Raw genomic sequence first — 23,987 nt, forward strand, 5'->3', positions numbered from 1 at the left:
AAGGGGAAGTCTCCTCAAACCCCGATTTGTGCAACAGAGCCGATCATTGGCCGCATAGTGCCCATGCACTAATCGATGACCCGGCAAGCCCGCGGATTGTTGCGAAGACGTTTGCCCCCAAAGCAAAGCCTCATCAGGCTGATCCTCCAGCGGCAACGTTGCTTCAAGATTTGCATGAGCGTAGACCACGTCGCCGGATACCGCGTAGCGTTGGAGGGAGCGTAGAAAACACAGATGTCTTTGCGCCTTTTCCTGAAGCGCGTCGCGCATGCTTATCAGTTCATTCTTATCCGGTCTTCGCGATGCCGACCTGATGCCGTAACTCGTAAGCGTTTGCAGTCCGCCCCAGCCAATCCAGTTTGCACCCGCGATTGGATCCTCCAGAAACGCAAGCATCGCGGCTTCATGATTGCCCATCAGAAAGTCGAAACTATTGTTGCTGGCTTCTTTGACGTCACAGAGCGTTTGTAAAACCTGTGCGGATTGATCGCCTCGATCAACGTAGTCGCCAAGAAAGATGAAACGCGCTTTCCGATCATCGCCAAAGCCGCAGGCATCCTTAGTGAGCCGTTCCAACATGGCGACCAATAGGTCATTGCGACCATGTACGTCACCTATTGCGTATACGCGTTCATCCGACGCAACACTCAGCAAACGACGAGACGCGTCGCGCTCTGCAAATCTTAATAATTTTTGAAGCAAAATCTTCACACACTTTAAAACCCCGAAGTAAGCATATCTGAAAACATGGCCTTAGCCTAGGGTTTAAGGCCGATCAGAGTGGAAGTAGGATTTCAGGTGGACTTAATTGCAGTCCGTTTTTGTGTTTTTTGTTCCAAGCTCCGGCGACACACATTCTGGATACTCTCAGTTGTTTGCTTGCTCGTTGAGGCACTGATTGTGACGGATGGCTAGCGTAGCACCCGACGTTCGTCGCTAAGTTGGGGCTGCCACTTGCGAAGTGACGTCGCGGGTGTCTTGCACAAGCCTGGCTTTGATGGACCTGCCGCTCAGCCCGGTCTAGATGGACGCTGAAAAAGGAACACCGCCGTGGCGAAGGGTTTAGACGCTTTCTGTGGCTATGCCGTATACTTACTTCGCGGGTCGTAAACCTGATCGGGATTGGTTGGCTTGCGCCCCTACTCGGCCAAGGCGGCGCGCTCAGCGCCCAGGCCGCGATACCAGCGGACGATTTGGGCGCGTTCTTCTTTGGTCATGCCGGTTACATTGCCCGGTGGCATTGCGTGGCTCAGACCTGCGTGCAGATAAACCGCGCGCGCGTTGAGAGCGATCTGCGCCTCATTGTCCAAGCGTACGGCCTTGGGGGGCCATACCATGCCGGACCAAGTGGGCTCTGGGTTGTGGCACATGGAACACCGCCCCAACACAATGTCATGCACCTCGCCGTAGCCCTCGGCCTCAACCGCATATTGCAGCGGCTCGGGCACGACGACCTCTGCCTGCCAATCATAGTCTTTATACATCGGTGCCGACGACAGCCACATAATCAGGACAAAGATCACGGCCGACGCGCCAAGCGTCCAAATTGGTTTGCCTTTTCGGGCGTGCATCGAGTTGAAGTAGTGGCGGATCAAAACACCCAGCAAAAACACCAAAGACGCGATGATCCAGTTGTGCTCAGTCGCGAAGGCCAACGGGTAGTGGTTGGACAGCATCAGAAAGATCACGGGCAACGTCAGGTAGTTGTTGTGGGTGGAGCGTAGCTTGGCGATCTTGCCGTATTTAGCGTCTGGCGCGCGGCCTTCTTGCAGGTCTTTGACGACTATGCGTTGGTTCGGCATGATGATCAGGAACACGTTTGCCGTCATGATTGTCGCGGTGAACGCACCCAAGTGTAGCAATGCGGCGCGGCCCGTAAACACTTGATTGTAGCCCCACGCCATCGTCACCAGGATGACAAAGAGCAGAAGCATTAGCGCTGTAGGGTGCTCTCCCATACGGCTTTTGCACAGGATGTCGTATAGCACCCAACCGATTGCCAAGGATCCGCCGGAAATGGCGATAGCTTGGAACGTCGAGAGTTCAATTTTGTCGTAGTCGATCAGGTACATCTCGGCCCCGGCCCAATAGACCAGCACCAAAAGAGCCGCGCCCGACAGCCAGGTCGCATAGCTTTCCCATTTGAACCACGTCAGGTGCTCGGGCATGTTTTCGGGTGCCACAAGGTACTTTTGGATGTGGTAAAAACCGCCCCCATGGACCTGCCATTCCTCACCATGGGCACCAACGGGCAGGTGCGGAACCTTTCGCAGACCAAGGTCCAAAGCGATGAAATAAAACGACGCACCGATCCAAGCCATTGCCGTAATGACGTGCAACCAACGCACCGCAAACCCGAGCCAATCCGTCATAACGGCGAGATCATACATGTGGCGTTCTCCCAAACATTTTTTGCGACGCTATACCGTCTCGCTTCTATATGATAATTGCTGATTATCTGGATCAGCTTCAAGAAAAACCAAATAATCCATGGCCAATATCAATAATATCCGCATGTTTACCCGCGTGTTTGAACTTGAAAACATGTCAGCGGCCGCGCGCGATCTGCGTGTGTCGGCGGCGGTTGCCTCCAGCCGGATCGGAGAGTTGGAAAAGCAGTTGGGGATTCGGTTGTTCACGCGCACAACCCGGTCCATCCAACCCACAGAACAGGGCCGCATTTTTTATCCCAAGGCTTTGAAAGTTCTCGAAGCCCTAGAGGAGGCTGAAGCTGCGGTTCATGAGATCACGTTAAACCCACGCGGGTCCATTTTTGTCTCAGCGCCGCTTGGCATCGGGCGGCGATTGATTGCGCCGAATGTGGCCGTCTTTCGTGAAAAATACCCGGAAATACACACGCGCCTTCGGCTGTCGGACCGGGCGCTTGATGTGGCGGGCGAAGGGCTGGACGTGGCTTTCGTGGTCGGCAATCCGCCGGACTCAGGCCTAATGATGAAGCCCATCGCCACGTTTGCGCGGGTCCTGTGTGCTGCGCCTGAATATATCACGCGCAAGGGTCGTCCGGTGCATGGCGCCGATCTGATTTCACAAAATCACGACTGTCTGCTTTTGCGGTTCCCCGGCTCGACCGAGTTTCGCTGGTCGCTGGCGACCAGTGATGGGTATCAAAACTTTGACGTAACGGGGCCGTTTGCTTGTGATGACGGCGATGTTCTCACCGAATGGGCATTGGACGGGCGTGGGATTATCAACAAACCTGCGTTTGAGGTTCAGCACCACCTAGATAGTGGTGCCCTTGTCCCGGTGTGCCAAAAATCGCCGCCACCCAATACCCAGCTTGCGGTGCTGTATCCGCATCGGAAGAACCAAGACCCAAAGAGCCGGTTCTTCATAGATTTCATGTCAGATATGCTGAAAGCTGCGCTCGCTTAGCTGCCGCGATAGGTGCTGAAGCTATAGGGGCTCAGCAGGAGCGGGACGTGGTAGTGATCTGCATCACTCATCACAAAGCGCAGTGGGATGACGTCCAGAAAATCTGCGGGCGCATTGTTGGCGCGCAGGTAATCCCCGGCATGAAAGACCAACTCATATGTGCCCGTTTCAAATGCGTCTTGGGGCAGGATCGGGCTATCGGTGCGGCCATCAGAATTGGTCGTGGTCTCGGTGATCTTCGTGGATGCGCCACCGTCGATACGGAACAGTTCAATCCGTAAATTCGCCGCGGGGCAGCCCTTGGCCGTGTCGAGAACGTGGGTCGTGAGGTAGCCAGCCATGATGCGTCTCCTGTTGGTGTAAAAGATGTCTGCGGGATGGGCTTTGCGTTGGAAATGCAAGAACCCCCGAAACACTTTCAAGAAATTTTTGAAAGACCGAAACTTAATCGCGGTTTAAGCGGAGATAGGTTTGGGAGGACACATTGCAACGTTACAGTCGAGATATGTCAGGTTACGCCGGACAACCGCCCGCAGCCAACTGGCCCAATGGTGCCAAAATTGCTGTGCAATTCGTGTTGAACTACGAAGAAGGTGGTGAAAACTGCGTTCTTCACGGCGATGCCGCCTCCGAGGCATTCTTGTCCGAGATCGTCGGGGCCGCCGCTTGGGAAGGCCAGCGCCATTGGAACATGGAGTCGATCTATGAGTACGGTGCGCGCGCTGGGTTCTGGCGGTTGCACGATATGTTCACCAAACGCGACATGCCCGTCACAGTCTATGGAGTGGCAACTGCCCTCGCCCGCTCTCCGGCGCAGGTTGAGGCGATGCTGGACGCCGATTGGGAAATCGCGAGCCACGGCCTGAAATGGGTCGAACACAAAGACATGCCCGAGGCTGAGGAACGTGCCCAAATCACGGAAGCCAAGCGTTTGCATACCGCCGTCACGGGCAGCGCGCCCAAGGGCTGGTATACGGGCCGCTGTTCCGAAAATACTGTGCGTTTGATCGCAGAGGATGGCAGTTTCGATTATGTTTCCGACACGTATGCCGATGACCTACCCTATTGGACCGATGTGGCAGAGCGCCCGCAACTGGTGATCCCCTACACGCTGGATGCCAATGATATGCGGTTTGCGACACCGCAGGGCTTCAACACGGGTGAGCATTTCTACACCTACCTCAAGGACAGTTTTGACACGCTCTACGCCGAGGGTTTGGCAGGCGCGCCCAAGATGATGAGCATCGGTTTGCATTGTCGTTTGGTGGGACGTCCGGGCCGGGCGGCGGCTTTTGCTAGGTTCTTGGACTATGTGGCCTCGCATGAGAATGTTTGGGTTGCCCGCCGTGCGGATATCGCCGCGCATTGGGCGGATGAGCATCCCTATCAAGCTCCGAAACTGGAGCCATCCCGGATGGACGGCCCCACATTTGTGTCCACATTCGGCGGCATATTTGAGCATTCGGCTTGGATCGCGGAGCGCGCCTATGAGGCAGAGCTTGGCCCAGCCCATGATAGTGTTGTTGGTATTCATGCCGCACTCAAAACGCAGTTCCGCCTTGCGTCTGAGGCGGAGCGCCTTGGGGTTCTGACGGCCCACCCGGATCTGGCAGGCAAGCTGGCACAGGCCAAGCGCCTCACGGCTGAATCCACAGGGGAGCAATCGTCTGCGGGTCTAGACGCTCTGACGGATGCAGAACGTCAGACATTTACCGACCTGAATGCTGCCTATGTCAAAGCCTTTGGCTTTCCATTCATCATCGCGGTGCGCGACCACGACAAAGCCAGTATTCTAGCGGCATTCCACGAACGGCTTAACAACAGCCGTGACCAAGAATTTGCGCAAGCGTGTTATCAGGTTGAACGCATCGCCTTTCATCGCCTCAAGGATTTATTCGCATGAATGTAGTGAACACCGCACCCACGGATGGGCCTCAATCAATCGAGACGCAAACCCGTTACGCCTTTCCGCCCGGCGGCATGCCTTCGTTTGACGAAAGCCCCGAAGGCACTGCGATTTTTACCTCCGCTTATGCCGTCCTGCCTGCCTGCACACAGCGTGATATCGTCACCAGCTTTTTGCCCGGTTGGACCGGACACCGCGCTTGGATCCTTGCGCGTCCACTGACTGGCTTTGCAGAGACATTTGCCCAGTACGCCGTCGAATTGCAGCCCGGTGGCGGGTCGTCCACGCCCGAGCCGCTGGCCACCGCCCAAGCCGCATTGTTTGTGGCGCATGGCAGCCTTCGGCTGACGATTGGTGAGGTTGCGCATGAATTGCGCGCCGGTTCCTTTGCGTACCTGCCTGCGGGCGCGCCTTGGCAGCTATGGAATGCATCCGATGCCGAGGCAGGTTTCCACTGGGTGCGCAAAGCCTATGTGCCCCTGCCCGGTGATCTGGAGCCTGAGCCATTTGTGGTGCACGAAACTGATGTCACCCCCACGGGCATGCCCGGGGCCGAGACAACGTGGGCCACGCAACGGTTCTTTGATCCGCTGGACATGGCCTATGACTTTCACATGACGATCGTGAACTTCGAGCCCGGCGGCCGCATTCCGTTTGCCGAAACGCATGTAATGGAACATGGGCTGTATGTTCTGCAAGGCACGGCCAAATATCTGTTGAACGACACATGGGTCGATGTCGGCCCCGGCGATTTCATGTGGTTGCGTGCCTTTTGTCCGCAAGCCTGCATCGCCACAGGGGATGAGACGTTTCGCTACCTGCTGTATAAGGATGTGAACCGTCACGTGGGGCTGCACCTGTGACCCAGTCGAACGAGACCCCGACGCGCTCGCTGCAAGCGCGGCCCATTACTGCGGCTGCGTTTGCGCCGTTCGGTGATGTGGTTGAGGTTGGCACTGTTGCCCCTGTCTCGATCAACGCGGGGCTTTGTGATCGGTTCAGTGACCTGGCGTCGTTCGACATTGAGGACGGGAAACTGGGCCTAAGCCTGTTTCAGGCGCAGCTGCGCGCCCTGCCCTACACCTGCGACCTGCTAGAGCGTCATCCGCTCGGCTCGCAATGCTTTGTGCCCATGTCGGCTGCGCGCTTTTTGGTCATTGTTGCGCCGGATGAAAACGGCCGCCCCGGCCCGCCGCAGGCGTTTGTTGCGACCAATACCCATGCCATCAATATCGCTCGTAACACCTGGCACGGTGTTTTGGCTCCGATCGAAGGATCGGGGCTTTTTGCTGTGATCGACCGCATCGGTGACGGCACCAACCTTGAGGAACACTGGCTGGAGGAGCCGGCCCTCATCACACTCTAACAAAAAGACGACTACACCAAAGGGAGGACAGCCACATGGCTGACACAACAATCGGAACGCCAGAACAACTGCGCGATCCAAATTACACACCACCGCTGGCAAAAGCGGTTCCACTGGGCATCCAGCACGTTCTGGCGATGTTCGTATCCAACGTCACGCCTGCGATTATCGTTTGTGGTGCGGCGGGCTTTGGCTTTGGCTCAAACAGCCCCGATTTTCCGCAGATGATCTATATGATCCAGATGTCGATGTTCTTTGCTGGGATCGCGACGCTGATCCAGACCATCGGTTTGGGTCCAGCGGGTGCGCGCCTGCCTATCGTACAGGGTACGTCGTTTGCGTTCATCCCGATCATGATCCCACTTGTGGCGGGGAAAGGCGTGGATGCTATGGCTGTCGTCATGGGTGGCATCGTCGTCGGCGGCTTGTTTCACGCGTTCCTTGGCCTCTTCATCGGAAAGATCCGCTTCGCTTTGCCGCCGTTGGTGACAGGCTTGGTTGTGACGATGATCGGTCTTGCGCTGGTCAAGGTCGGTATTCAGTACGCCGCCGGGGGTGTGCCCGCGATTGGCAAACCTGAGTACGGCTCGCTCCTGAATTGGACGATGGCGGGTACGGTTGTTGTTGTAACTCTGGGGCTGAAATTCTTTGCACGGGGCATGCTGTCCGTTTCTGCAGTGCTGATCGGTTTGCTCGTGGGGTACGCTTTGGCCTTCATGATGGGCGAAGTGAGCTTTGCGAACGTGGGCCGGGCTGCGTCCTTTGCGCTTCCCAACCCGCTGCATTTCGGGATCGAATTCTCGGTCGCGGCGATCGTCGGCTTTTGTTTGATGTCGTTCGTGTCTGCGGTCGAAACCGTGGGCGATGTGTCTGGCATCACCAAAGGCGGCGCAGGGCGCGAAGCTACCGACAAAGAGATCCAAGGCGCAACATATGCCGACGGTCTGGGCACCGCTGTTTCGGGCCTGTTCGGGGCGCTGCCCAACACATCGTTTAGCCAAAACGTTGGCCTTATTGCCATGACCGGCGTTATGAGCCGGCATGTCGTGACGATTGGCGCGCTGTTTTTGATTGCGGCAGGTTTGATCCCCAAGGTTGGCGCGATCATTTCCTCGATCCCGATTGAGGTTCTGGGCGGCGGCGTCATCGTGATGTTTGGTATGGTTGTTGCTGCTGGCGTCTCGATGCTGTCGGACGTGAACTGGAACCGCCGCAACATGGTGATCTTCGCGATCGCTCTGTCGCTCGGTCTGGGCCTCCAGTTGGAGCCGGGTGCTTTGCAACACCTGCCCGGGACACTGAAGGTTCTTGCGACCTCAGGTATCCTGCCTGCCGCATTCATCGCGATTGTGCTCAACCTGATCCTCCCCGAGGAACTGGCTGCCGAAGCGACCGAAGAAGTGTCGGGCGGCATGTCCGGCGGTGCAAGCGGGCGTTCTGGGAAATAAGCCGAACACCTTTGCATGAAGTAGACAAAGAGCAGCTCCCACACCGGGGGCTGCTTTTTTGGTTTTGAGTTGAGCCTGTTCCGTTGGACTCATCATGTCGTTCGTGTGGGTTGAAATATCCCATAGATAATCAGATGAGACTGCGAGCTGTCAGGCCAGCGCCGAACCTGGGACCTGTCTACTTACGGCGTGCCATCGAGCCCCAAGAACGGCGTATAAAACAACCAGCTTTCGAAACGCGGATCAGATCTAGGTGTAGTGTGGCTTTTCAATGCACTACATTGAATTTCCAATGTGAATTCAGGGGCCGAGGAACAGAATGTCTGTTGGGGCTCGCTTTCAAAAGTAAATGAAAGCCATTTAAAATTCCCAATTCGGCGGGGAAAAGGGGGCAAGTCTTCCCCTTACGTAAATCACGCCTTGACAGAACTACTTGTAAGTCTAAGAGAAATATTAGTACCTTTTTGGTAGTATTGTTGACACGTTTTTAAACCCTGCTGCAACCATAGCCGAGGTCACTATGTTTTATCACACGCACGGCCAGACCTGCGACATAAGACAAGCATTCAGATATGGCGTGGCGGTCCTAGCCTCGGCGCTGTCTTTGTCGGGCAACGCGACAGCGGACACATTTACCGTTGGCATCGTTCCGCAGTTTGAGCCGATAAAACTGGCCGAGATATGGTCGCCCATTCTGCGTAAGCTCGAAGAGGAAACGGGTCATACGTTTGAAATGATCGGCTCGCCCCGAATTTCGGAGTTTGAAGACAGCTTTATCGCGGGTGAGTTCGATTTCGCCTACATGAACCCGTACCACTTTTTGGTCGCGCGCAAAGCCCAAGGCTATGATGCATTGGTCCGTGATGGCGCCCGAGAACTATTTGGCGTTCTCGTGGTTGGCAAAGATTCAGGCATCGAAACAGTTGCGGATCTAAAGGGCAAAACCATCGCATTTCCCTCGCCCAATGCTTTGGGCGCGGCCCTTTTGATGCGCGCTGATTTGGATCGCATTCATGGGCTAGAGTACACTCAGGAATATGTGTCGACCCATTCTTCAACGTACTTGAACGTTGCCCTTGGGCAAATGGATGCAGGTGGCGGCGTCATGGCCACCTTGAACCGCGCAGAGCCCCAAGTTCGGGATCGACTGCGGATTGTGTACGAAACAACCCGTGTGCCGCCTCATCCCTTTGTCGCACACGAACGTATTCCTACTGAGGTTGCCCAACCCGTTCAGGACGCGTTCCTCAAACTTGCAGAAACGTCGGAAGGCAAAGAACTGCTGGCACGTATCCCGATGCGCCAAGCAATTCCAGCCACCAGTGCTGACTACGATGGTTTGTACGATCTCAACTTACAAAACTACTGGGTCAACTAAGCCCTTTGTGGGGCCAAGCCTGTTGGACATATTCACATGAATTTCAAATCAATCAGATTTCGCGTAACGGCCGTCATTCTTGTGTGTGCGACCGTGGGGGTGTTGCTGTTTGAAACATTCTGGCTTCCGCGGCTCAACAGTATGTTGACGGAAACTCAGACAAGTGAATTGCAAAAAGGCGTGGCAATCCTGTCAGAAGCGCTTTTGCCATATCTGGCTAGCAATCAGATTGGTGCGGTCTACGAAACGTTGCAAAACGTCGAAGCCCAGTACCCAGAGTGGGTACAGGTCACCTTGCATCGCCCTGATGGTGCGCAACTTTATCCTATGGAGCCATTGGCGGAATTGCAGGGCGCAAAGCTATTTACCGAAAGTATGGCTATTTCTCTGCAGGGTGACGATCTTGCGAAACTTACGATTGTCGCCGATTTTGGTCCGCAAATTCAGTATTTTCAAACCGAACAAATTCGCATTTTCCTCATTGGGATGGTCATCGTCGCACTTTTGTTAGGTGCCAATATCTACCTTGTAGATCGGTTGATAACGCGACGTATTTTGATGGTAACCAAGGCTGCTGATGAATTGGCGGCCGGTAACTATGAGGCATCGCTGCCAAGTGGTGCAGACGAAATCGGACTTTTGGCCAAAAGCTTTTGTATGATGCGCGATCATATTCGTGACCAAACTGCCAAGCTGGACGCTGCACGTGTGCGGGCGGAATTGGCGTTAGCGGCACGTTCTCGGTTCTTGGCCACAATGAGCCACGAAATCCGAACGCCTCTCAACGGAATTATCCCCGTGGCGGAGCTTTTGCGGCATTCAAAGTTAGAGCCCTCTCAGTTTGAAAAGGTTGATATTATTGTCAAATCCGGCAAGGCGTTGTCCTCGATCGTGAATGATATTCTGGATGTCTCCATGCTTGCTGGTGGCAAGCTAACAATTCAAAAGGTCGAATTTTCGCCCAATGAGTTGGTTGCAGAGGCCTTGGAGGTTGTTCGATCCGCTGCGGAGCACAAGGGCTTGAAGATTATTAATGCCTTCAATGCGCCTGCTGATATCCGCCTTCATGGTGACAATAGCCGCATTCGCCAAGTCCTGATCAACCTAATGAGCAACGCCATTAAGTTCACGGAAAGCGGTACAATTACGCTCAAAGGGTTCGCAAAGCCAAAACCTGGCGCTTCTGTTCCGCTTCATTTCGAAATTATTGATACCGGGATCGGCATTCCACAGGACGCGATTTCGCGGATTTTTGAGCGCTTTGAACAGGTCGATGGCAGTATTGAGAGGCGTTTCGGTGGAACAGGTTTGGGACTGTCGATTGTCAAAGACTTGATGGATGCCATGGAGGGCACTGTTTCTGTCAAAAGCCATCTTGGTGAGGGCAGCACATTTATTGTCGATCTTGAACTCGAAGCAATCACCACCCCCTCGGTACCCAAGGCAGAGACCGGAATTAAACCGTTATCGAACACTGGCCGCCGGATCGCCCTGATTGTGGATGATAATGGCATCAATAGGACTGTTGGATCGGCAATTCTTACAAAGCTGGGATATGCCTCTGAAATGGCGGAGAACGGCGTCGTAGGCGTCTCCAAGGCTCAGGATCAAAAGTTTGACGTCATCCTCATGGATATGCACATGCCTGAGATGGATGGTCTGATCGCGACCCAAAAGATTAGAGCAACCGATGGCCCCAATGCGGCGACCAAGATCATTGCCCTGACAGCAAGCGTTCAAGCCGAGGATATTGAGAAATGCCGTGTGGCCGGAATGGATGATTTTTTGTCCAAACCCATCAACATCAAAAATCTGACATCAATGCTGAGTGATGGTAGCTAAAAGGGGCGCAAAACGATTGGACAAGTTGCCGAGAACACTGGCTATTCGTCGTAAACACGCGACAAAGTGCTGCCCTAAGCCTTGCTCTAGTCTGCGAAAGTGATTGAGATACGGCGGTTCATCCGCCCCTTATTTTCAATCTTTGTGATTTTGATTGGACCAATTTCACGGGTGTTGGCGACATGCGTCCCACCGCATGGTTGCAAATCAACTGTTCGATTTTCGGCACCAATCCGGACTAGGCGAACGCGCCCACTGCCCATTGGGGGGACGACGGACATGGTTTTTACCAACTCGGGTTGAGCGGCCAATTCGGCATCTGTGATCCAACTCTCGGAAACATCAAAATACCCGGAAATGAGCTGACTAAGTTTGGCCTGAATCGTATTCTTGTCGTCAATCGGGTCTGGCATGTTGAAATCTAAACGGCCTTTGTCTGCCCCAATCGAACCGCCTGTTACGGGAAATGGCAACACAACCGACAGCAAATGCAGCGCTGTGTGAATGCGCATATGCGCATAGCGCCGCTCCCAATCGAGCCTTTGTTCAACGGCAGCCCCGATGGGGGGCAATGGATTGGGTGTTGCGGGAATAATCGCAATGTCATCCATGTCGACCTTTACGGAAGTCGCGATATCAAGCGTTCTTCCATCCCACGCCAATCTCCCAGAATCCCCCGGCTGCCCCCCACCGCGCGGATAGAAAAGGGAGCGGTCCAATACAATTCCGCCCTCATTCGTATGTCCGATTACGCGCGCAATGGCGGTTTTGGCATAGGGCTCTGAGTTGAACAGCGGCTCTGTCACGAGGGGGTCTCAGTCGCGGTCAACGCTTCGGGATTGCGGAGCCAAACGTCCCGCTGGGCGAACGGAATTTCGATGCCTTCCTGGACGAAACGCTCGGCAATCGAATGGTTCATGTCGGATTTGACGCTCATCATCCAGTTCACATCGCGAAGAAATGCCCGGATTTCAAAATCAAGGCTATCTGCGCCAAACCCTTGAAAAACCACGGCGGGTCCGGGGTTGAGCAGGACCATGGGATGGTTTTCAGCGATCTCTTTCAAGATGCCTTCGACCCGGCGCGTATCAGTGCCATAAGCCACGCCTACGGGCACGATGACGCGACCCGTCGTGTTGCCCAAGGTATAGTTCGTCACCACGCCTGCGATCAAATCCGCGTTGGGCACAATCACGTCTTGGCGGTCAAACGTCTCAATCCGAGTGGAGCGAACGGAAATGTCGCGAACATAGCCCGATACGCTACCAACAGATATCCAGTCGCCCAACTTGATCGGTCGTTCGATGAGCAAAATAATACCCGACACAAAGTTCGACACGATCGTCTGAAGACCAAAACCGATACCGACCGACAGCGCACCAGCAACAATTGCAAGGCCGGACAGGTCGATCCCTGCGAGGGTAATCGCAACCAACGCGGCGATGAAAAAGCCGATGTAGCCGGCCCCGGACAGGATGGCGTTCTTACCACCACTATCTAGGCGCGTTTTCGGCAGGACAGAGTTCCGCAGAACGCCCTGTAGCAGGCGGGTAATCGTGTAGCCGATGGCAAAAACGATGGCGAACGTGATGAAGTTTGTTGGTGAAATCACCGTGCCGCCAATAGAAGCCCCGTTAAGGAAGCTCGACCACAGCTCGGTCAAGGTCGCCCAACGCACACCCCAGATGAGCGCGAAAATCGGCGTAGCAAGGACCCACAGGACAATCCCGATCAATGTCGGGATCAATGCGTCACCCGCGTCGTCGGCGCGCTGCGTTGCCCATGCAAAAATGTCCTCAACCAAAGACTGAAGCGCGGCCAACAACGCCCAAAGGCCAAGAGATATGATTGTGGGCCAAATCAACAGGTTGGCGGCTGTACTATAGCCAACCAAAGACAACGCTGGTGCCGTGACACCGACGATGATTACGACTTTTGCAACCAAGCGAAGCGCACGTGTCAGGACCGGAATGTCCTCTTTGCCCTCGGCGGCAGCGCGGGCTGCGTGCAAAACCGTCAGCGCGAGGCGGATCAATACAAGACCAGCCAGTGCTATGACTGGGAACGTGAGGACGGAGACGTATTCGACCACCCCCTCGCCCGTGTTTTGAAGCACATTCGTAAGCTTGGCGACCGCGTACAAAAGCGCCAGCCCTAGGGTTTGTCTACGCGCTTTTGCACGAACCGATGCATCTAGATCCAGAACAACGCGGTGCGTTTCCCCCTTCGGAAAGACCAAGATGCCCAACCAGCGCGCCGCAAGGATAGCAATGCCGATTGGAAGGAGCGTATCGATAAGCGCCGTGAGACGGATGCCGGAAAGGCCCGCAAGCTCAAGCGCCCGACCGATGAGAACAAGACCTACAAGTGGCAGTGCCATCCGCACAAAGCTCGCAAAGAAACTGATTGCGCGCCCTTTGGGTGTGTCATGGCTTGGCAGGAGTGCGGCCTTGCCACGTTCTATCCAACGACCCGCGCGCAACAAGAGCACTGCTGAGACAATCAAATAGAGAGCAATTGGAACGGAGTTGCCACGCAATGCTGTGCGCTCAGTCTCAGTGTCAAAAGCGCGCTCCACTTCCGTGCGCACCTGATCCGTATATTTGTTTAATGCGTCAATCGCAGGCAGCCAGTTGGCAACATTAATCGCCCCGCGATCAAGGTTAAAGAATGCCTCGGTTTGGCGGCTTGCGATGATCTGATCGATTTCACCGATCAGGCCACCAGCGCGTTGAAAGGCTTCTGTTGCCGCAAAGCCGGGGGCTTCCTGCGCCCGCAGCTGTGCTGCAAGTTCCGCGCGCCGCGTCGCAATTTCCTCTGGCTCTGCAATGCCATCAGCGGGTTCTGGGCCGAGGGCGGCGATCTGTTCGCGCAAGGTTGCAATGCGGGCTGCATTGGCCAAGCGTCCATCAGAGAATTGCGTACGAGCATCGTCAACCTGATCGCGCAAAGCTTCAAGCGCGCCCGTGGACGCAAGTGCACGGTCAATGACGTCTTCGGCACGTGATGCCAAACGTTCCCACTGAGCGTAGTCCTCAGCCGTTAGCGCGGCACGCGCATTCTGCGCAGATGCGCCCCCCGCCAGAAGGGTCACGCTCAACAAAAATGAGAAAAGAATATGCAATGATACCGCTTTCATGTGCGATGTAAGCTCTTTCATAGCGCGAGAATGAAACTGCGCTTCATGGGTGTGCGTCATTATACGTCTTCAAAAACAGTGGGCAGATCTTGGGGCGCACAATCAAGCCATTCCGGTACAGGCAAGCCTTTGGACTTGAGGAATTCCGGATTGTACAACTTAGATTGGTAGCGATTGCCGTAGTCACACAGGATCGTGACGATGGTGTGCCCCGGACCCATCTCTTTGGCCATTTTGATCGCGCCGCCGATGTTCACACCGGTCGAGCCGCCCATAACCAACCCTTCGTCCCGCAAAAGGTCAAAGACGATAGGCAGTGCTTCTTCATCCGAGACGCGGCACACAAAGTCGGGTGTGAACCCTTCAAGGTTAGCAGTGATACGCCCCTGCCCGATCCCTTCGGAAATGCTGGTGCCCTCCGACTTCAGCTCGCCCTCGGTGTAAAAGCTATAAAGTGCAGCGCCCATCGGATCAGCCAGCCCAACCTTTACGCCCTTGGGCTGTAGCGCCTGTGCCATGCCAGCCACCGTGCCACCCGAACCAGCGGCGCAGATAAAGCCGTCTACTTTACCATCCGTTTGCGCCCAAATTTCGGGGCCAGTCGTCTCAATATGAGCTTGGCGGTTGGCGGTGTTGTCAAACTGGTTGGCAAAGATCGCCCCATTCGGCTCCGTCAGGGCCAGCTGTTCTGCAAGCCGTTTGGCATAGCGGATGTAGTTGTTGGGATTTTTGTAAGGTGCGGCAGGAACTTGAACCAACTCAGCCCCAGCAAGGCGAAGCATGTCCTTCTTTTCTTGGCTTTGTGTTTCGGGGATGACGATCACCGTCTTAAAACCCATCGACGCCCCAACCAGTGCAAGCCCGATCCCAGTGTTGCCGGCTGTGCCCTCAACAATTGTACCGCCGGGCTTCAAGGCACCCGACGCAATCGCTGCATTAATAATATACAGCGCTGCGCGGTCCTTAACGGACTGCCCGGGGTTCATGAATTCGGCCTTACCAAGGATCTCACAACCTGTCGCCTCAGATGCGGCGCGCAGCCGGATCAAGGGGGTGTTTCCAATAGCTGCCGCGAGCGTGGAATGGATGGTCATGGGGCGCCTCCTGCTGGGTGTGAGGCCAGTGTTACGCGCGGGTTAAAGCGACTTCAAGCACCTGCCTGAAGGCGATTTCGCTCCGCTTGCAGCCATTGTGCGCTGATGATCAATGCCGCGTTGGCAGCCTCTCCGGAACGCACCATTTCCATCAGGGTATCAAATCGCACCAAATGCGCGCGCAGGTCCTCATGCTCGGTGGCTTCACCGCCTAAACCTGCCGCTTCATCCGGCAAATCACAGACCGCAACATAAGAAACAAACCGCTGTGCAATTCCCCCAGGGCTGGGGTAATACGTTGAAATATGATGTAAATCTGCCGGATCCAGTGTCAGACCAGCCTCTTCGTGCGTTTCACGCAAAGCGGTTTGCTCAGGCGTTTCCCCGGCGTCAATCATCCCCGCAACAGGTTCGAGCATCCACGGCTGCTGGTCACCGCGCACCAATGCACCGATCCGAATTTGCTCAATCAGCAGCACGCGGTCGCGCACGGGATCATAGGGAAGTACCGTTACGGCATCTGTTACAACAAACACCGCACGATCAATTGGACCGACCTCACCCCCGTCGTGCGCTTTGTGCGATAAAGTCACTTCGTCTACGCGAAAGAAAGCCTCATACGGATGGCGTGTTTCGTGAATCGTTATGTCCGCAACGCTGGCTGGCGCGCCGATTGTGGCGGGCCGGCGCGATTGCGACGTACTGATCGTTGAATGGGCCCTCGCCCGGATGATCGCCTGACGTTGTGTTAACGTTTCAACGCTCATCCCGGTGTCATGCGCGCGCATGATTTCAGCCGCGGCCTCAATAGTCATAGCGCCGTGGCTGGCAATCCATGTGTCCAAATCCCAAGCCGTAAAACTGGGCGATAGCCCTTGCGCCCGATAAACCAGCGCGCGCTTTGGCCCTGTTATGGTTTCAACGGATTGCTCCATTAGATCAAAAACAAAGCCGGCTTCGTAGAAATCTAGCCGTTCTTGTTCGGCTTTCGTGACGTTTTTGACCCAAATTCCTGTTGCGGTATCGTTGGGTGATGCCACCAGCATTGGGAAATCCGCACCTTCGACGTGGCGCACGCAGAAACCGCGCAACTCTGCCGCTGAGACAGCCGGCTCCCGCCCCATCACGATCCGCAACAACGGCAAATGGCGGAGCGTTCCAAAGAAAAAGAAATCCGTCACCGCCAGTGACGCGCCGTGAAGTGCCCGATCAGGCCTGCTATAACCGAGAGCCCAAAGTGGAAACCCAGTACAACACCGTCGAAAATCTGGACTGCGTAAGCCGCTGTAAAGTTTAACATCCCATCCAGCGCTTTCTCAGGGCTGTCATAGCTTAGCTCTAACGATTCAGTAATCATTGTGTAGAACCCCTGCGACACGAGGGCCAAAGCCATCAGCAGCCCGCCAACAAACAGACCATTCATCATAGAGATCGAAATGGTTTCCCCGACCATTCGGCCCAACAGCCGCCACCCAAAGAAAAAACCAAGTAACGCGTTATATTCTTGGAACCAACCGACCCGAACACCCTCTTCAAGTGTTTGGAGAACGACGATTTCTGAAGAAACATAGCCAACCGCCGCCATGGCGAAGGCGCATATGAGTTTAGCGGCGGTGGGCATATTGAATTACTTTGGTTTTTCTACGGTAATCTGGAGTACGTCACATGTGCGCGAATGAAATGTCGCCGCGCAAGAGGTTAAATACACATTCCACATCCGACGGAAGCGATCGTCAAATCCTAATGATGCCACCTGCTCCCACCGGTCGTTAAAGGTTTCGAACCACCGACGCAGCGTGACTGAATAGCTCTCTGCGAACTCAATGTCTTTCACTTTGCGCAGACCGGCGGCCTCAATCTCTTCGCTGAGACGCGTTGGGCTAGGTAACATTCCGCCCGGAAAGATGTACTTTTGAATGAAGTCGACGCCCTTGCGGTACGAATGCCAGCGTTTGTCTTGCACCGTGATTATCTGCAATGTCGCGTTGCGTCCGGGGTTCAGCCGGTCGCGGAGCGTTTGGAAATAGGTGGGCCAATATTGCTCACCCACTGCTTCAAACATCTCGATTGAGGCGATCCCGTCGTATGTGCCTGTCTCATCTCGGTAATCTTGTAATTTGAAGGTCACAAGATCCGAAAGACCTGCTTTTTCAATGCGTTCAACGGCATAGTTGAACTGTTCTTGGCTGATCGTCAGGCCCGTGACCTTTAGGCCGCGTTCCTTGGCTGCGTATTCCGCAAAGCCGCCCCAACCACAGCCGATTTCAAGCACGTGATCACCGGGTTCGACACCCATCTGATCCACCATCATTTCATACTTCTGTATCTGTGCGCTTTCGGTGCTTTCTTGCCCGGTTTTGAACAACGCGGACGAGTAAGTCATCGTATCATCGAGCCATAACTTATAGAAATCATTGCCTAAATCATAGTGGGCTGAGATATTCTTGCGTGCCTGTTTCTTAGTGTTGCGCTGAAGCCAGAACCGCACTCTCTCATAGGCTTTGACCAGTGTTAGGGCGGGATAGCCGTCATAAATGGCTTCATTGTCCGCATGCACAAAATCAAAGAAGGCCATCAGGTCGGGGGTGTCCCACCAGCCGTCCATGTAGGCTTCACAAAAGCCAACATCACCATCGCGTACCGTGCGGGCAAACAGGTCCACGTTATGAACATGCACTTCAGCAACCGGACCGGGCTGGGGACCCTCAACCCGAAAGCTGCGGCCATCGGGGAGGTGAATATCCAGACGTCCGTTTTGGACCAACTGTGCCACTGCAAAAACGCGGGCAAAATAGCGTGGGAGATTTTTTTGACCGTCGGTCGTCGTCAGAAGTGTCATTCGCGTTCCTGTCGCAGGATGTGTAAGGCCAAGTTGACAGATAGTGCGGTTCTTAACAAGTGCCGCATATAGTTACATTTTTAGAAAGGTTAACTGGCTTTTAAGGCTGAATAAGCCTCTAGAGCGCGGACCCGACCTTCGGATGTGTCAATCAAAGGACGCAAGGGGTAGCCATCCTTGACGTTCATGTTCCAACTTTCGGGAATGGCGTCAAAATAGCTTAGTGCTGTGGGCTGAGGATTCGGGTCCTGTTCCGCAATCCAACGTCGCCGATATTGCCCCTTCGGATCGAATTTCTCGGCTTGGGTTTCTGGATTGAACACGCGGAAATAGGGCGATGCATCGGGGCCGGAACCTGCCGCCCATTGCCAGCCCATAGCGTTGCTCGCGGGGTCCCAGTCAATCAGACAGTCGGCGAACCACGCCTCACCAATCTTCCAATGCGTCAATAGGTGTTTGGTCAGGTAGCTTGCGACCAACATGCGCGCGCGGTTGTGCATATAGCCAGTCACATACATCTCACGCAGGCCAGCATCGACCACGGGCAAGCCCGTCTGAGCGCGACGCCAGCTTTCGGCCTGTGGCCCATCGGTTTGCCATCCGAACTGGTCCCATTCGGGGCGCCAATTTTCGGTCGTGATCCGCGGCGTGTGATAGACAAGGTGATAGGCAAACTCGCGCCAAACCAGCTCTTTCAAGAATGTTTCGGCCTGTGTGTAACCTCGCTCCAAAGCTGCGCGGCCTGCCAAATAGGCAGTGCGCGTCGAGATTTCTCCGTAGGTTAGGTTTTCCGACAGGCGGCTGGTGCCGTCTTCGGCCAACATATCGCGGGCTGAGTTATAGCGATCAATTCGGCTGTCGATGAATGCCTCAAGACGCGCACGCGCGGCTGCCTCACCCACAGTGACATGGGCACTAACGATGTCCGCGCCCCGTCCCATCGCGCGACCAAGATCCCACGAAGCAAGTGCCTCAGACTTAGGCCAAGCATCTGGTGCAGGAATTTTGCCGGGTTCGGGCAAGGTGGTACCTGGGTCACGGTCCCGAACGGTTTTCCAATAAGGGGTGTAAACCTTGTAGAAACTGCCCTGCCCTGTCTCAACCGTCCAAGGTTCAAACAGCAGGTGCCCGTTGTGACTGTTGGCGTCCAACCCTGCGTGGCGCAATCCGTCCTTGACGTCTGTGTCGCGGCTGCGGGCCACAGGATCATAGAGCCGGTTCCACATCACCGTCTTGGCGCCTGTTTCCGTGGCCAGCGTTTTCAAGACTTCAAGCGCGTCACCCTTACGCAGGATCAGCTGGCTGCCTTTGGCTTCAAGATCTTTGGCGATCTGCGCGATGGACAGCCCCAGCCGCCACAATGGTGCAGCGCCTTGGGCTTCAGTCTCGGGATCAAGGACAAAGACCGGTATGACCGGCGCACCAGTTGCGATCGCGGCACTTAGCGCGGGGTTATCGGCAAGCCGCAGGTCGCGGCGCATCCAGTACAAAATAGGGGGCGTGGGCATGTGATCTCCAACATCGGCTACCCCCTCATTTAGGACTGTGCACAGGTTTTCCACCCTCATTTAGTGGTTGTGCCACAGATTTTAGATATCCAACCCCAAAGCACAAATGGCCTCCGAAGGGGCCACTCGCTATCGTTTATTAATGGGTCTATTCAGCTGGGCTTACCGTTGTTTCAAGACCGTGCTTTTCGCGTAGACCATCGCGCCAGATTGCCTTGACGAGGGCGATGCCCATCAAAACCATCACAAAGCTGAACGGCAGCGCGCCGATGACCATGGCCGTTTGGATTGCGCCCAAACCGCCTGCGATAATCAAGCCGCCGACCACAAACGCAAGTGCCGCACCCCAGAACAGGATGTGCGGCCGTGCCTTGGGCCCTTCGTCGCCGGCTGCGTTGATCGTGTTGATGATCAACACCGCGCTATCGGCTGAGGTCACGAGGTAGGTCAAAAGCAAGATCACAACGATGACAGACATGATCCAAGCAAGGCTCTCGGAGAGGATGACGGCCAGCATCGCGAACAGCTGATCAGCTTGGCCCGCGCCGGTGATGGCCCCGTTAGCAGCCCCGTTCAGTTCCAAATCGATGGCGGTACCGCCCACAATCGCAAACCAGACAAAACACATCAGTGCAGGGATAATCATCGCCCCCAAGACGTATTCGCGGATCGTACGGCCCTTGGATATCCGCGCCAGAAACACACCGACAAAGGGCGCGAATGCGATCCACCAAGCCCAATAGAAGATGGTCCAGCCACCTTGCCAACCAGCCAAGGCATCGCCCTGCTCCGTTCCGTCAGCGGACCACACCGTGAGGATGTTGCCAGGGATAGAGGCCAGATAATCCCAAATGCCCAAAAACAGCGCCTGTAGGCCAAAGAACGTCGACCCAAACGCCAAGAAGAACGCGAGGATAAAGAACGACAGCCCCATGTTGATGTTCGAGAGCCACTTGATGCCCTTGCCCACACCCGAAAGTGCCGAAAGGGTCGAGGCCCCCATAATCACCACAAGGGCGACCACAATCCCGGTGGTCGAGGAACTGACGCTGCCGTCCGCCGCGGTCACCTGAAGCCAATCGCCAAAGCCAATCCGCACGAGGCCCGAGACGAATTGCTCAACCCCAAAACCCAAGGTTTGAGCCACGCCCAAAACGGTCGCGACAACAGCCACCACATCTACGGTGTGTCCAATTGGACCTGACAGTTTCGCGCCAAAGATGGGGGTCAGCGCCGAGCGGATCGTCAGTGGCAGCCCCCGCCGGTAGGAGAAAAAGCCTAAAGCAAGCCCGACGATTGCATAGGACGCCCATGCGGCCAGCCCCCAGTGCGTGAACGACCAAACATAGGCCGACCGAACGTTACCGGCAGTTGATCCTTCGGTTTGGCCCATGATCGTCGATGGGTTTGAGGCCCAGTGATACATCGGCTCAGCCGTGGCAAAGGTCAGCATCCCGATGCCAATCCCTGCCCCGAACATCATGGAAAACCATGAAAAATTCGAAAACTCAGGGCGGTCCGTTTCCAGCCCCAATCGCATGCGTCCTGCTGATGGCCATAGCGCCAGCACGAAACACAAGACCACGAAGAACGCCATTGCATAGACGTACCAGTAGCTAAACGAGGCCAGGATAAACCCGTTAATAGACCCCAGCACACTGGCCGCTTGGTCCGGAAAGGCGATAGCCCAGATAATAAGCGCCCCGACCAAGATTTTGGCCGTGACCGTGACGTCTTTTGTAAAGCCTTTGTAGAAGCCACTCGCCGCCGTTTTGATCGGCAGCATTGTGATTGGTTCTTTGATTGGCATAATCTCAGTCCCTGTTTTTTTAATAATTTTGTAGGTCAAGCCTAACACAGAGGTCACAATTTGCAAAAACCAATGAAAACGCGCGCCCGGATGGATCCGAACGCGCGAAAGTGTTTTGGGCAAAGTGATTTAGAGCCAGTGCTTAGGCGTTTACGTCCACAACGACGCGGCCTTTGACGTTGCCCTTAAGGATGTCACGACCCAGTTGCGGCAAATCGCTAAGAGTAGCGGGCTGCACCATGGCTTCTAGCTTTTCCATGGGCAGATCGCTTGCGATACGCTTCCACGCAGCGACGCGGTTTTCATAGGGTTGCATGACGCTGTCGATGCCCAACAGGTTCACACCCCGCAGCAGGAACGGGATGACTGTGGCTGGCAGGGCCGCACCACCCGCAAGGCCCACTGCAGAGACGCTAGCGCCATACTTCATCTGACCCAAGACGCGGGCGAGCATGTCGCCGCCCACTGCATCGACGCAACCGCCCCAAGTTTCGGTCTCCAGCGGACGCTTGGTTGTCTCGTTGATGTCTTCGCGGGCCACGATCTGTGTCGCGCCGAGGTCTTTGAGGTAATCGGCCGTCTCGGGCCGACCTGTCACGGCGGCAACCTCGTGGCCGAGGTTCGACAAAATCGCTGTCGCGACCGAGCCAACCCCACCCGCCGCACCCGTCACCAGTACAGGACCGTCTTTGATGCCGTGTGCCTCAAGTGCCATGACCGCGAGCATGGCGGTAAAGCCCGCAGTGCCGACAGCCATCGCCTGGCGTGTTGTGATACCTTCGGGCAATGGGACCAGCCAATCCGCGTTAACACGGGCCTTTTGGCCGTAGCCGCCCCAATGGGCTTCACCCACGCGCCAGCCTGTAAGAACGACCTTGTCGCCTGGTTTGTAGCGGTCATCGTCCGATGCCTCTACAGTGCCGGCAAAGTCGATGCCGGGCACGTGCGGATAGTTCCGGACCAAGCCGCCGCCGGGCCCAATGCACAGCCCGTCTTTGTAGTTCACGGTCGAGAATTCCACCGCAACAGTAACGTTGCCCGCAGGCAAATCGTCCAGTGTCAACGATTGCACCGCTGCGTGGGTCTTGCCTTCATCGTCTTTGGTCACAACCAGAGCGTTGAACATGGGGTTCTCTCCTTAAATCCAGAATTTTTCTTTAACGAGGGCCCCCTTGGGGCCGTCGGGTGTTTCGACCGTCAGTTCCGTGCCGTCGTCCCAATGGGTCATGCGGACCATGCCAATTCCGACCGAACCGCCGAAATCAGGCGATGTCGCAGCCGAGGTTACCTGCCCCACCTGCTTGCCCTTAGCCATAAGCTTCCATGGACGGTCGCAAGGGCCAACAGGCCCATCAATCGCGATGGCGCGGATTTGCTTGACCGGACCTTCTTTGGCAACGCGCAACAACGCATCCCGCCCGACGCAACCAATCGCGGTCTGCGTATTGCAGAATTTGCCAAGGCCACATTCGTGGGGTGTGTTTTCGCGTGTCATGTCGTTCCCATAGGACAACAGGCCACCCTCAATCCGCTCAATCAAATTGGGACAGCCAGCATGCACGTCCAAATCCTTGCCGGCCTCCATCAGCGCATTCCACAAGGGCATGCAGATATCGGCCCCTTCCACGTAAATCTCAAAGCCGCCCTGTTTCGAATAACCCGAGCGCGCGATGATCATGTCGCGGCCTTGGAAATCAAAATGACCAAAGCGGAAGAACCGCAGATCTGACACAGTGCTGCCAAAAACGCGCGACATCAGCTCATCCGCCTTGGGACCTTGGATCGCAAGGGGGCTGACGTCCGGCTCATCCACCAACACGTCCAAGCGGTAGCCATATGCAATGCCCTTGACCCACAGCAAGAGATCGCTGTCGGCAATGGAGATCCACCAACGGTCCTCGGACAGTTTGACGGCTACGGGGTCGTTCAGCATGCCGCCCGTTTCATCCACTGTCGGAATGTAGAAACACTGCCCCGGCAACATGCCGCGAAGGTCACGTGGTGTGAGCATCTGCATCAAGCGAGCAGCATCTGGTCCGCGCAACTCCACCTGCCGCTCAACCGCGACATCCCAAATCTGCACCGCGGATTTGAGGTGGTGATAGTCTTCCTCAACCGAGCGGAACACCGTCGGCAAGAGCATGTGGTTATAGACTGTGTACCCTTTGGCACCAGCGGCCTCTACACCTTCGGCAAAGTTGGTGCGACGCAGGCGACGCGAAAACGCGATTGCGGCCATGTTAGATCCCTCCAAAGATCATAAA

At 55.5% G+C, this 23,987-nt stretch carries 20 protein-coding genes; 7 read left to right on the plus strand and 13 right to left on the minus strand.

Annotated elements, in window-relative coordinates:
- Positions 1–711, minus strand: a 711-nt coding sequence (locus tag AC4GMC_RS00460) for a metallophosphoesterase (protein ID WP_487879489.1), incomplete at its 3' end; no start/stop codon positions are given.
- 428 nt (positions 712–1,139) lie between these two features.
- Positions 1,140–2,390: a urate hydroxylase PuuD gene (locus tag AC4GMC_RS00465; protein WP_487878771.1), complete on the minus strand. Its 1,251-nt coding sequence runs from the start codon at positions 2,388–2,390 to the stop codon at positions 1,140–1,142.
- A 100-nt stretch (positions 2,391–2,490) separates the two neighbouring features.
- Here AC4GMC_RS00465 and AC4GMC_RS00470 point away from each other — a divergent pair, with 100 nt between their 5' ends.
- Complete coding sequence (locus tag AC4GMC_RS00470; protein WP_487879488.1) at positions 2,491–3,393, plus strand: LysR family transcriptional regulator; 903 nt, start codon at positions 2,491–2,493, stop codon at positions 3,391–3,393.
- Here AC4GMC_RS00470 and uraH read toward each other — a convergent pair.
- Positions 3,390–3,734 (minus strand): hydroxyisourate hydrolase, encoded by a 345-nt coding sequence (uraH, locus tag AC4GMC_RS00475; RefSeq protein WP_487880242.1) that lies wholly within the window; start codon positions 3,732–3,734, stop codon positions 3,390–3,392. The genes AC4GMC_RS00470 and uraH overlap by 4 nt on opposite strands.
- A 143-nt stretch (positions 3,735–3,877) precedes the next feature.
- Here uraH and puuE point away from each other — a divergent pair, with 143 nt between their 5' ends.
- From puuE to AC4GMC_RS00505, 6 genes are all read left to right on the plus strand, one after another.
- Complete coding sequence (gene puuE, locus AC4GMC_RS00480; protein WP_487876940.1) at positions 3,878–5,296, plus strand: allantoinase PuuE; 1,419 nt, start codon at positions 3,878–3,880, stop codon at positions 5,294–5,296.
- A complete protein-coding gene (locus AC4GMC_RS00485) occupies positions 5,293–6,162 on the plus strand; it encodes a bifunctional allantoicase/(S)-ureidoglycine aminohydrolase (RefSeq protein ID WP_487876941.1) in 870 nt (289 codons plus the stop codon). Before puuE ends, AC4GMC_RS00485 begins: the two co-directional genes overlap by 4 nt.
- A complete protein-coding gene (locus tag AC4GMC_RS00490) occupies positions 6,159–6,665 on the plus strand; it encodes an ureidoglycolate lyase (protein WP_487876942.1) in 507 nt (168 codons plus the stop codon). Before AC4GMC_RS00485 ends, AC4GMC_RS00490 begins: the two co-directional genes overlap by 4 nt.
- Positions 6,666–6,700: 35 nt before the next feature.
- Positions 6,701–8,113 (plus strand): uracil-xanthine permease family protein, encoded by a 1,413-nt coding sequence (locus AC4GMC_RS00495; RefSeq protein ID WP_487876943.1) that lies wholly within the window; start codon positions 6,701–6,703, stop codon positions 8,111–8,113.
- Positions 8,114–8,690: 577 nt separating this feature from the next.
- Positions 8,691–9,491 carry a phosphate/phosphite/phosphonate ABC transporter substrate-binding protein gene (locus AC4GMC_RS00500; protein WP_487876944.1) on the plus strand — a complete coding sequence of 267 codons (801 nt, stop codon included), beginning with the start codon at positions 8,691–8,693 and terminating at the stop codon, positions 9,489–9,491.
- A 36-nt stretch (positions 9,492–9,527) separates the two neighbouring features.
- The gene (locus tag AC4GMC_RS00505) at positions 9,528–11,333 is read left to right on the plus strand and encodes an ATP-binding protein (protein ID WP_487876945.1); all 1,806 of its coding nucleotides are present in this window, start codon (positions 9,528–9,530) and stop codon (positions 11,331–11,333) included.
- A gap of 86 nt (positions 11,334–11,419) precedes the next feature.
- On the opposite strand, the gene AC4GMC_RS00510 is transcribed toward AC4GMC_RS00505, so the two are convergent.
- The 10 genes from AC4GMC_RS00510 to AC4GMC_RS00555 form a co-directional block, all read right to left on the minus strand.
- A complete protein-coding gene (locus tag AC4GMC_RS00510) occupies positions 11,420–12,139 on the minus strand; it encodes an alanyl-tRNA editing protein (protein WP_487876946.1) in 720 nt (239 codons plus the stop codon).
- Positions 12,136–14,472, minus strand: coding sequence for a mechanosensitive ion channel family protein (locus AC4GMC_RS00515; RefSeq protein ID WP_487876947.1), 2,337 nt, complete (start codon positions 14,470–14,472; stop codon positions 12,136–12,138). The genes AC4GMC_RS00510 and AC4GMC_RS00515 overlap by 4 nt, the downstream gene beginning before the upstream one ends.
- Before the next feature lie 59 nt (positions 14,473–14,531).
- Complete coding sequence (locus tag AC4GMC_RS00520) at positions 14,532–15,566, minus strand: cysteine synthase A (RefSeq protein WP_487876948.1); 1,035 nt, start codon at positions 15,564–15,566, stop codon at positions 14,532–14,534.
- A gap of 53 nt (positions 15,567–15,619) precedes the next feature.
- Positions 15,620–16,747, minus strand: a complete 1,128-nt coding sequence (locus AC4GMC_RS00525) for an NUDIX domain-containing protein (protein ID WP_487876949.1) — start codon at positions 16,745–16,747, stop codon at positions 15,620–15,622.
- Positions 16,744–17,187, minus strand: a complete 444-nt coding sequence (locus AC4GMC_RS00530) for a TrgA family protein (protein WP_487876950.1) — start codon at positions 17,185–17,187, stop codon at positions 16,744–16,746. The genes AC4GMC_RS00525 and AC4GMC_RS00530 overlap by 4 nt, the downstream gene beginning before the upstream one ends.
- A gap of 6 nt (positions 17,188–17,193) precedes the next feature.
- Positions 17,194–18,405 (minus strand): class I SAM-dependent methyltransferase, encoded by a 1,212-nt coding sequence (locus AC4GMC_RS00535; protein WP_487879087.1) that lies wholly within the window; start codon positions 18,403–18,405, stop codon positions 17,194–17,196.
- An 89-nt stretch (positions 18,406–18,494) separates the two neighbouring features.
- Complete coding sequence (locus AC4GMC_RS00540) at positions 18,495–19,913, minus strand: cryptochrome/photolyase family protein (protein ID WP_487878538.1); 1,419 nt, start codon at positions 19,911–19,913, stop codon at positions 18,495–18,497.
- A gap of 148 nt (positions 19,914–20,061) precedes the next feature.
- Positions 20,062–21,723, minus strand: coding sequence for a BCCT family transporter (locus tag AC4GMC_RS00545; protein ID WP_487879088.1), 1,662 nt, complete (start codon positions 21,721–21,723; stop codon positions 20,062–20,064).
- 142 nt (positions 21,724–21,865) lie between these two features.
- On the minus strand, positions 21,866–22,849 hold the full coding sequence (gene acuI / locus AC4GMC_RS00550; RefSeq protein ID WP_487878647.1) for an acryloyl-CoA reductase: 984 nt from the start codon (positions 22,847–22,849) through the stop codon (positions 21,866–21,868).
- A gap of 12 nt (positions 22,850–22,861) precedes the next feature.
- Positions 22,862–23,962 (minus strand): dimethylsulfoniopropionate demethylase, encoded by a 1,101-nt coding sequence (locus AC4GMC_RS00555; RefSeq protein WP_487878646.1) that lies wholly within the window; start codon positions 23,960–23,962, stop codon positions 22,862–22,864.
- Between the last annotated feature and the right edge of the window lie 25 nt (positions 23,963–23,987).

The sequence above is a fragment of the Thalassobacter sp. genome (assembly GCF_982993085.1).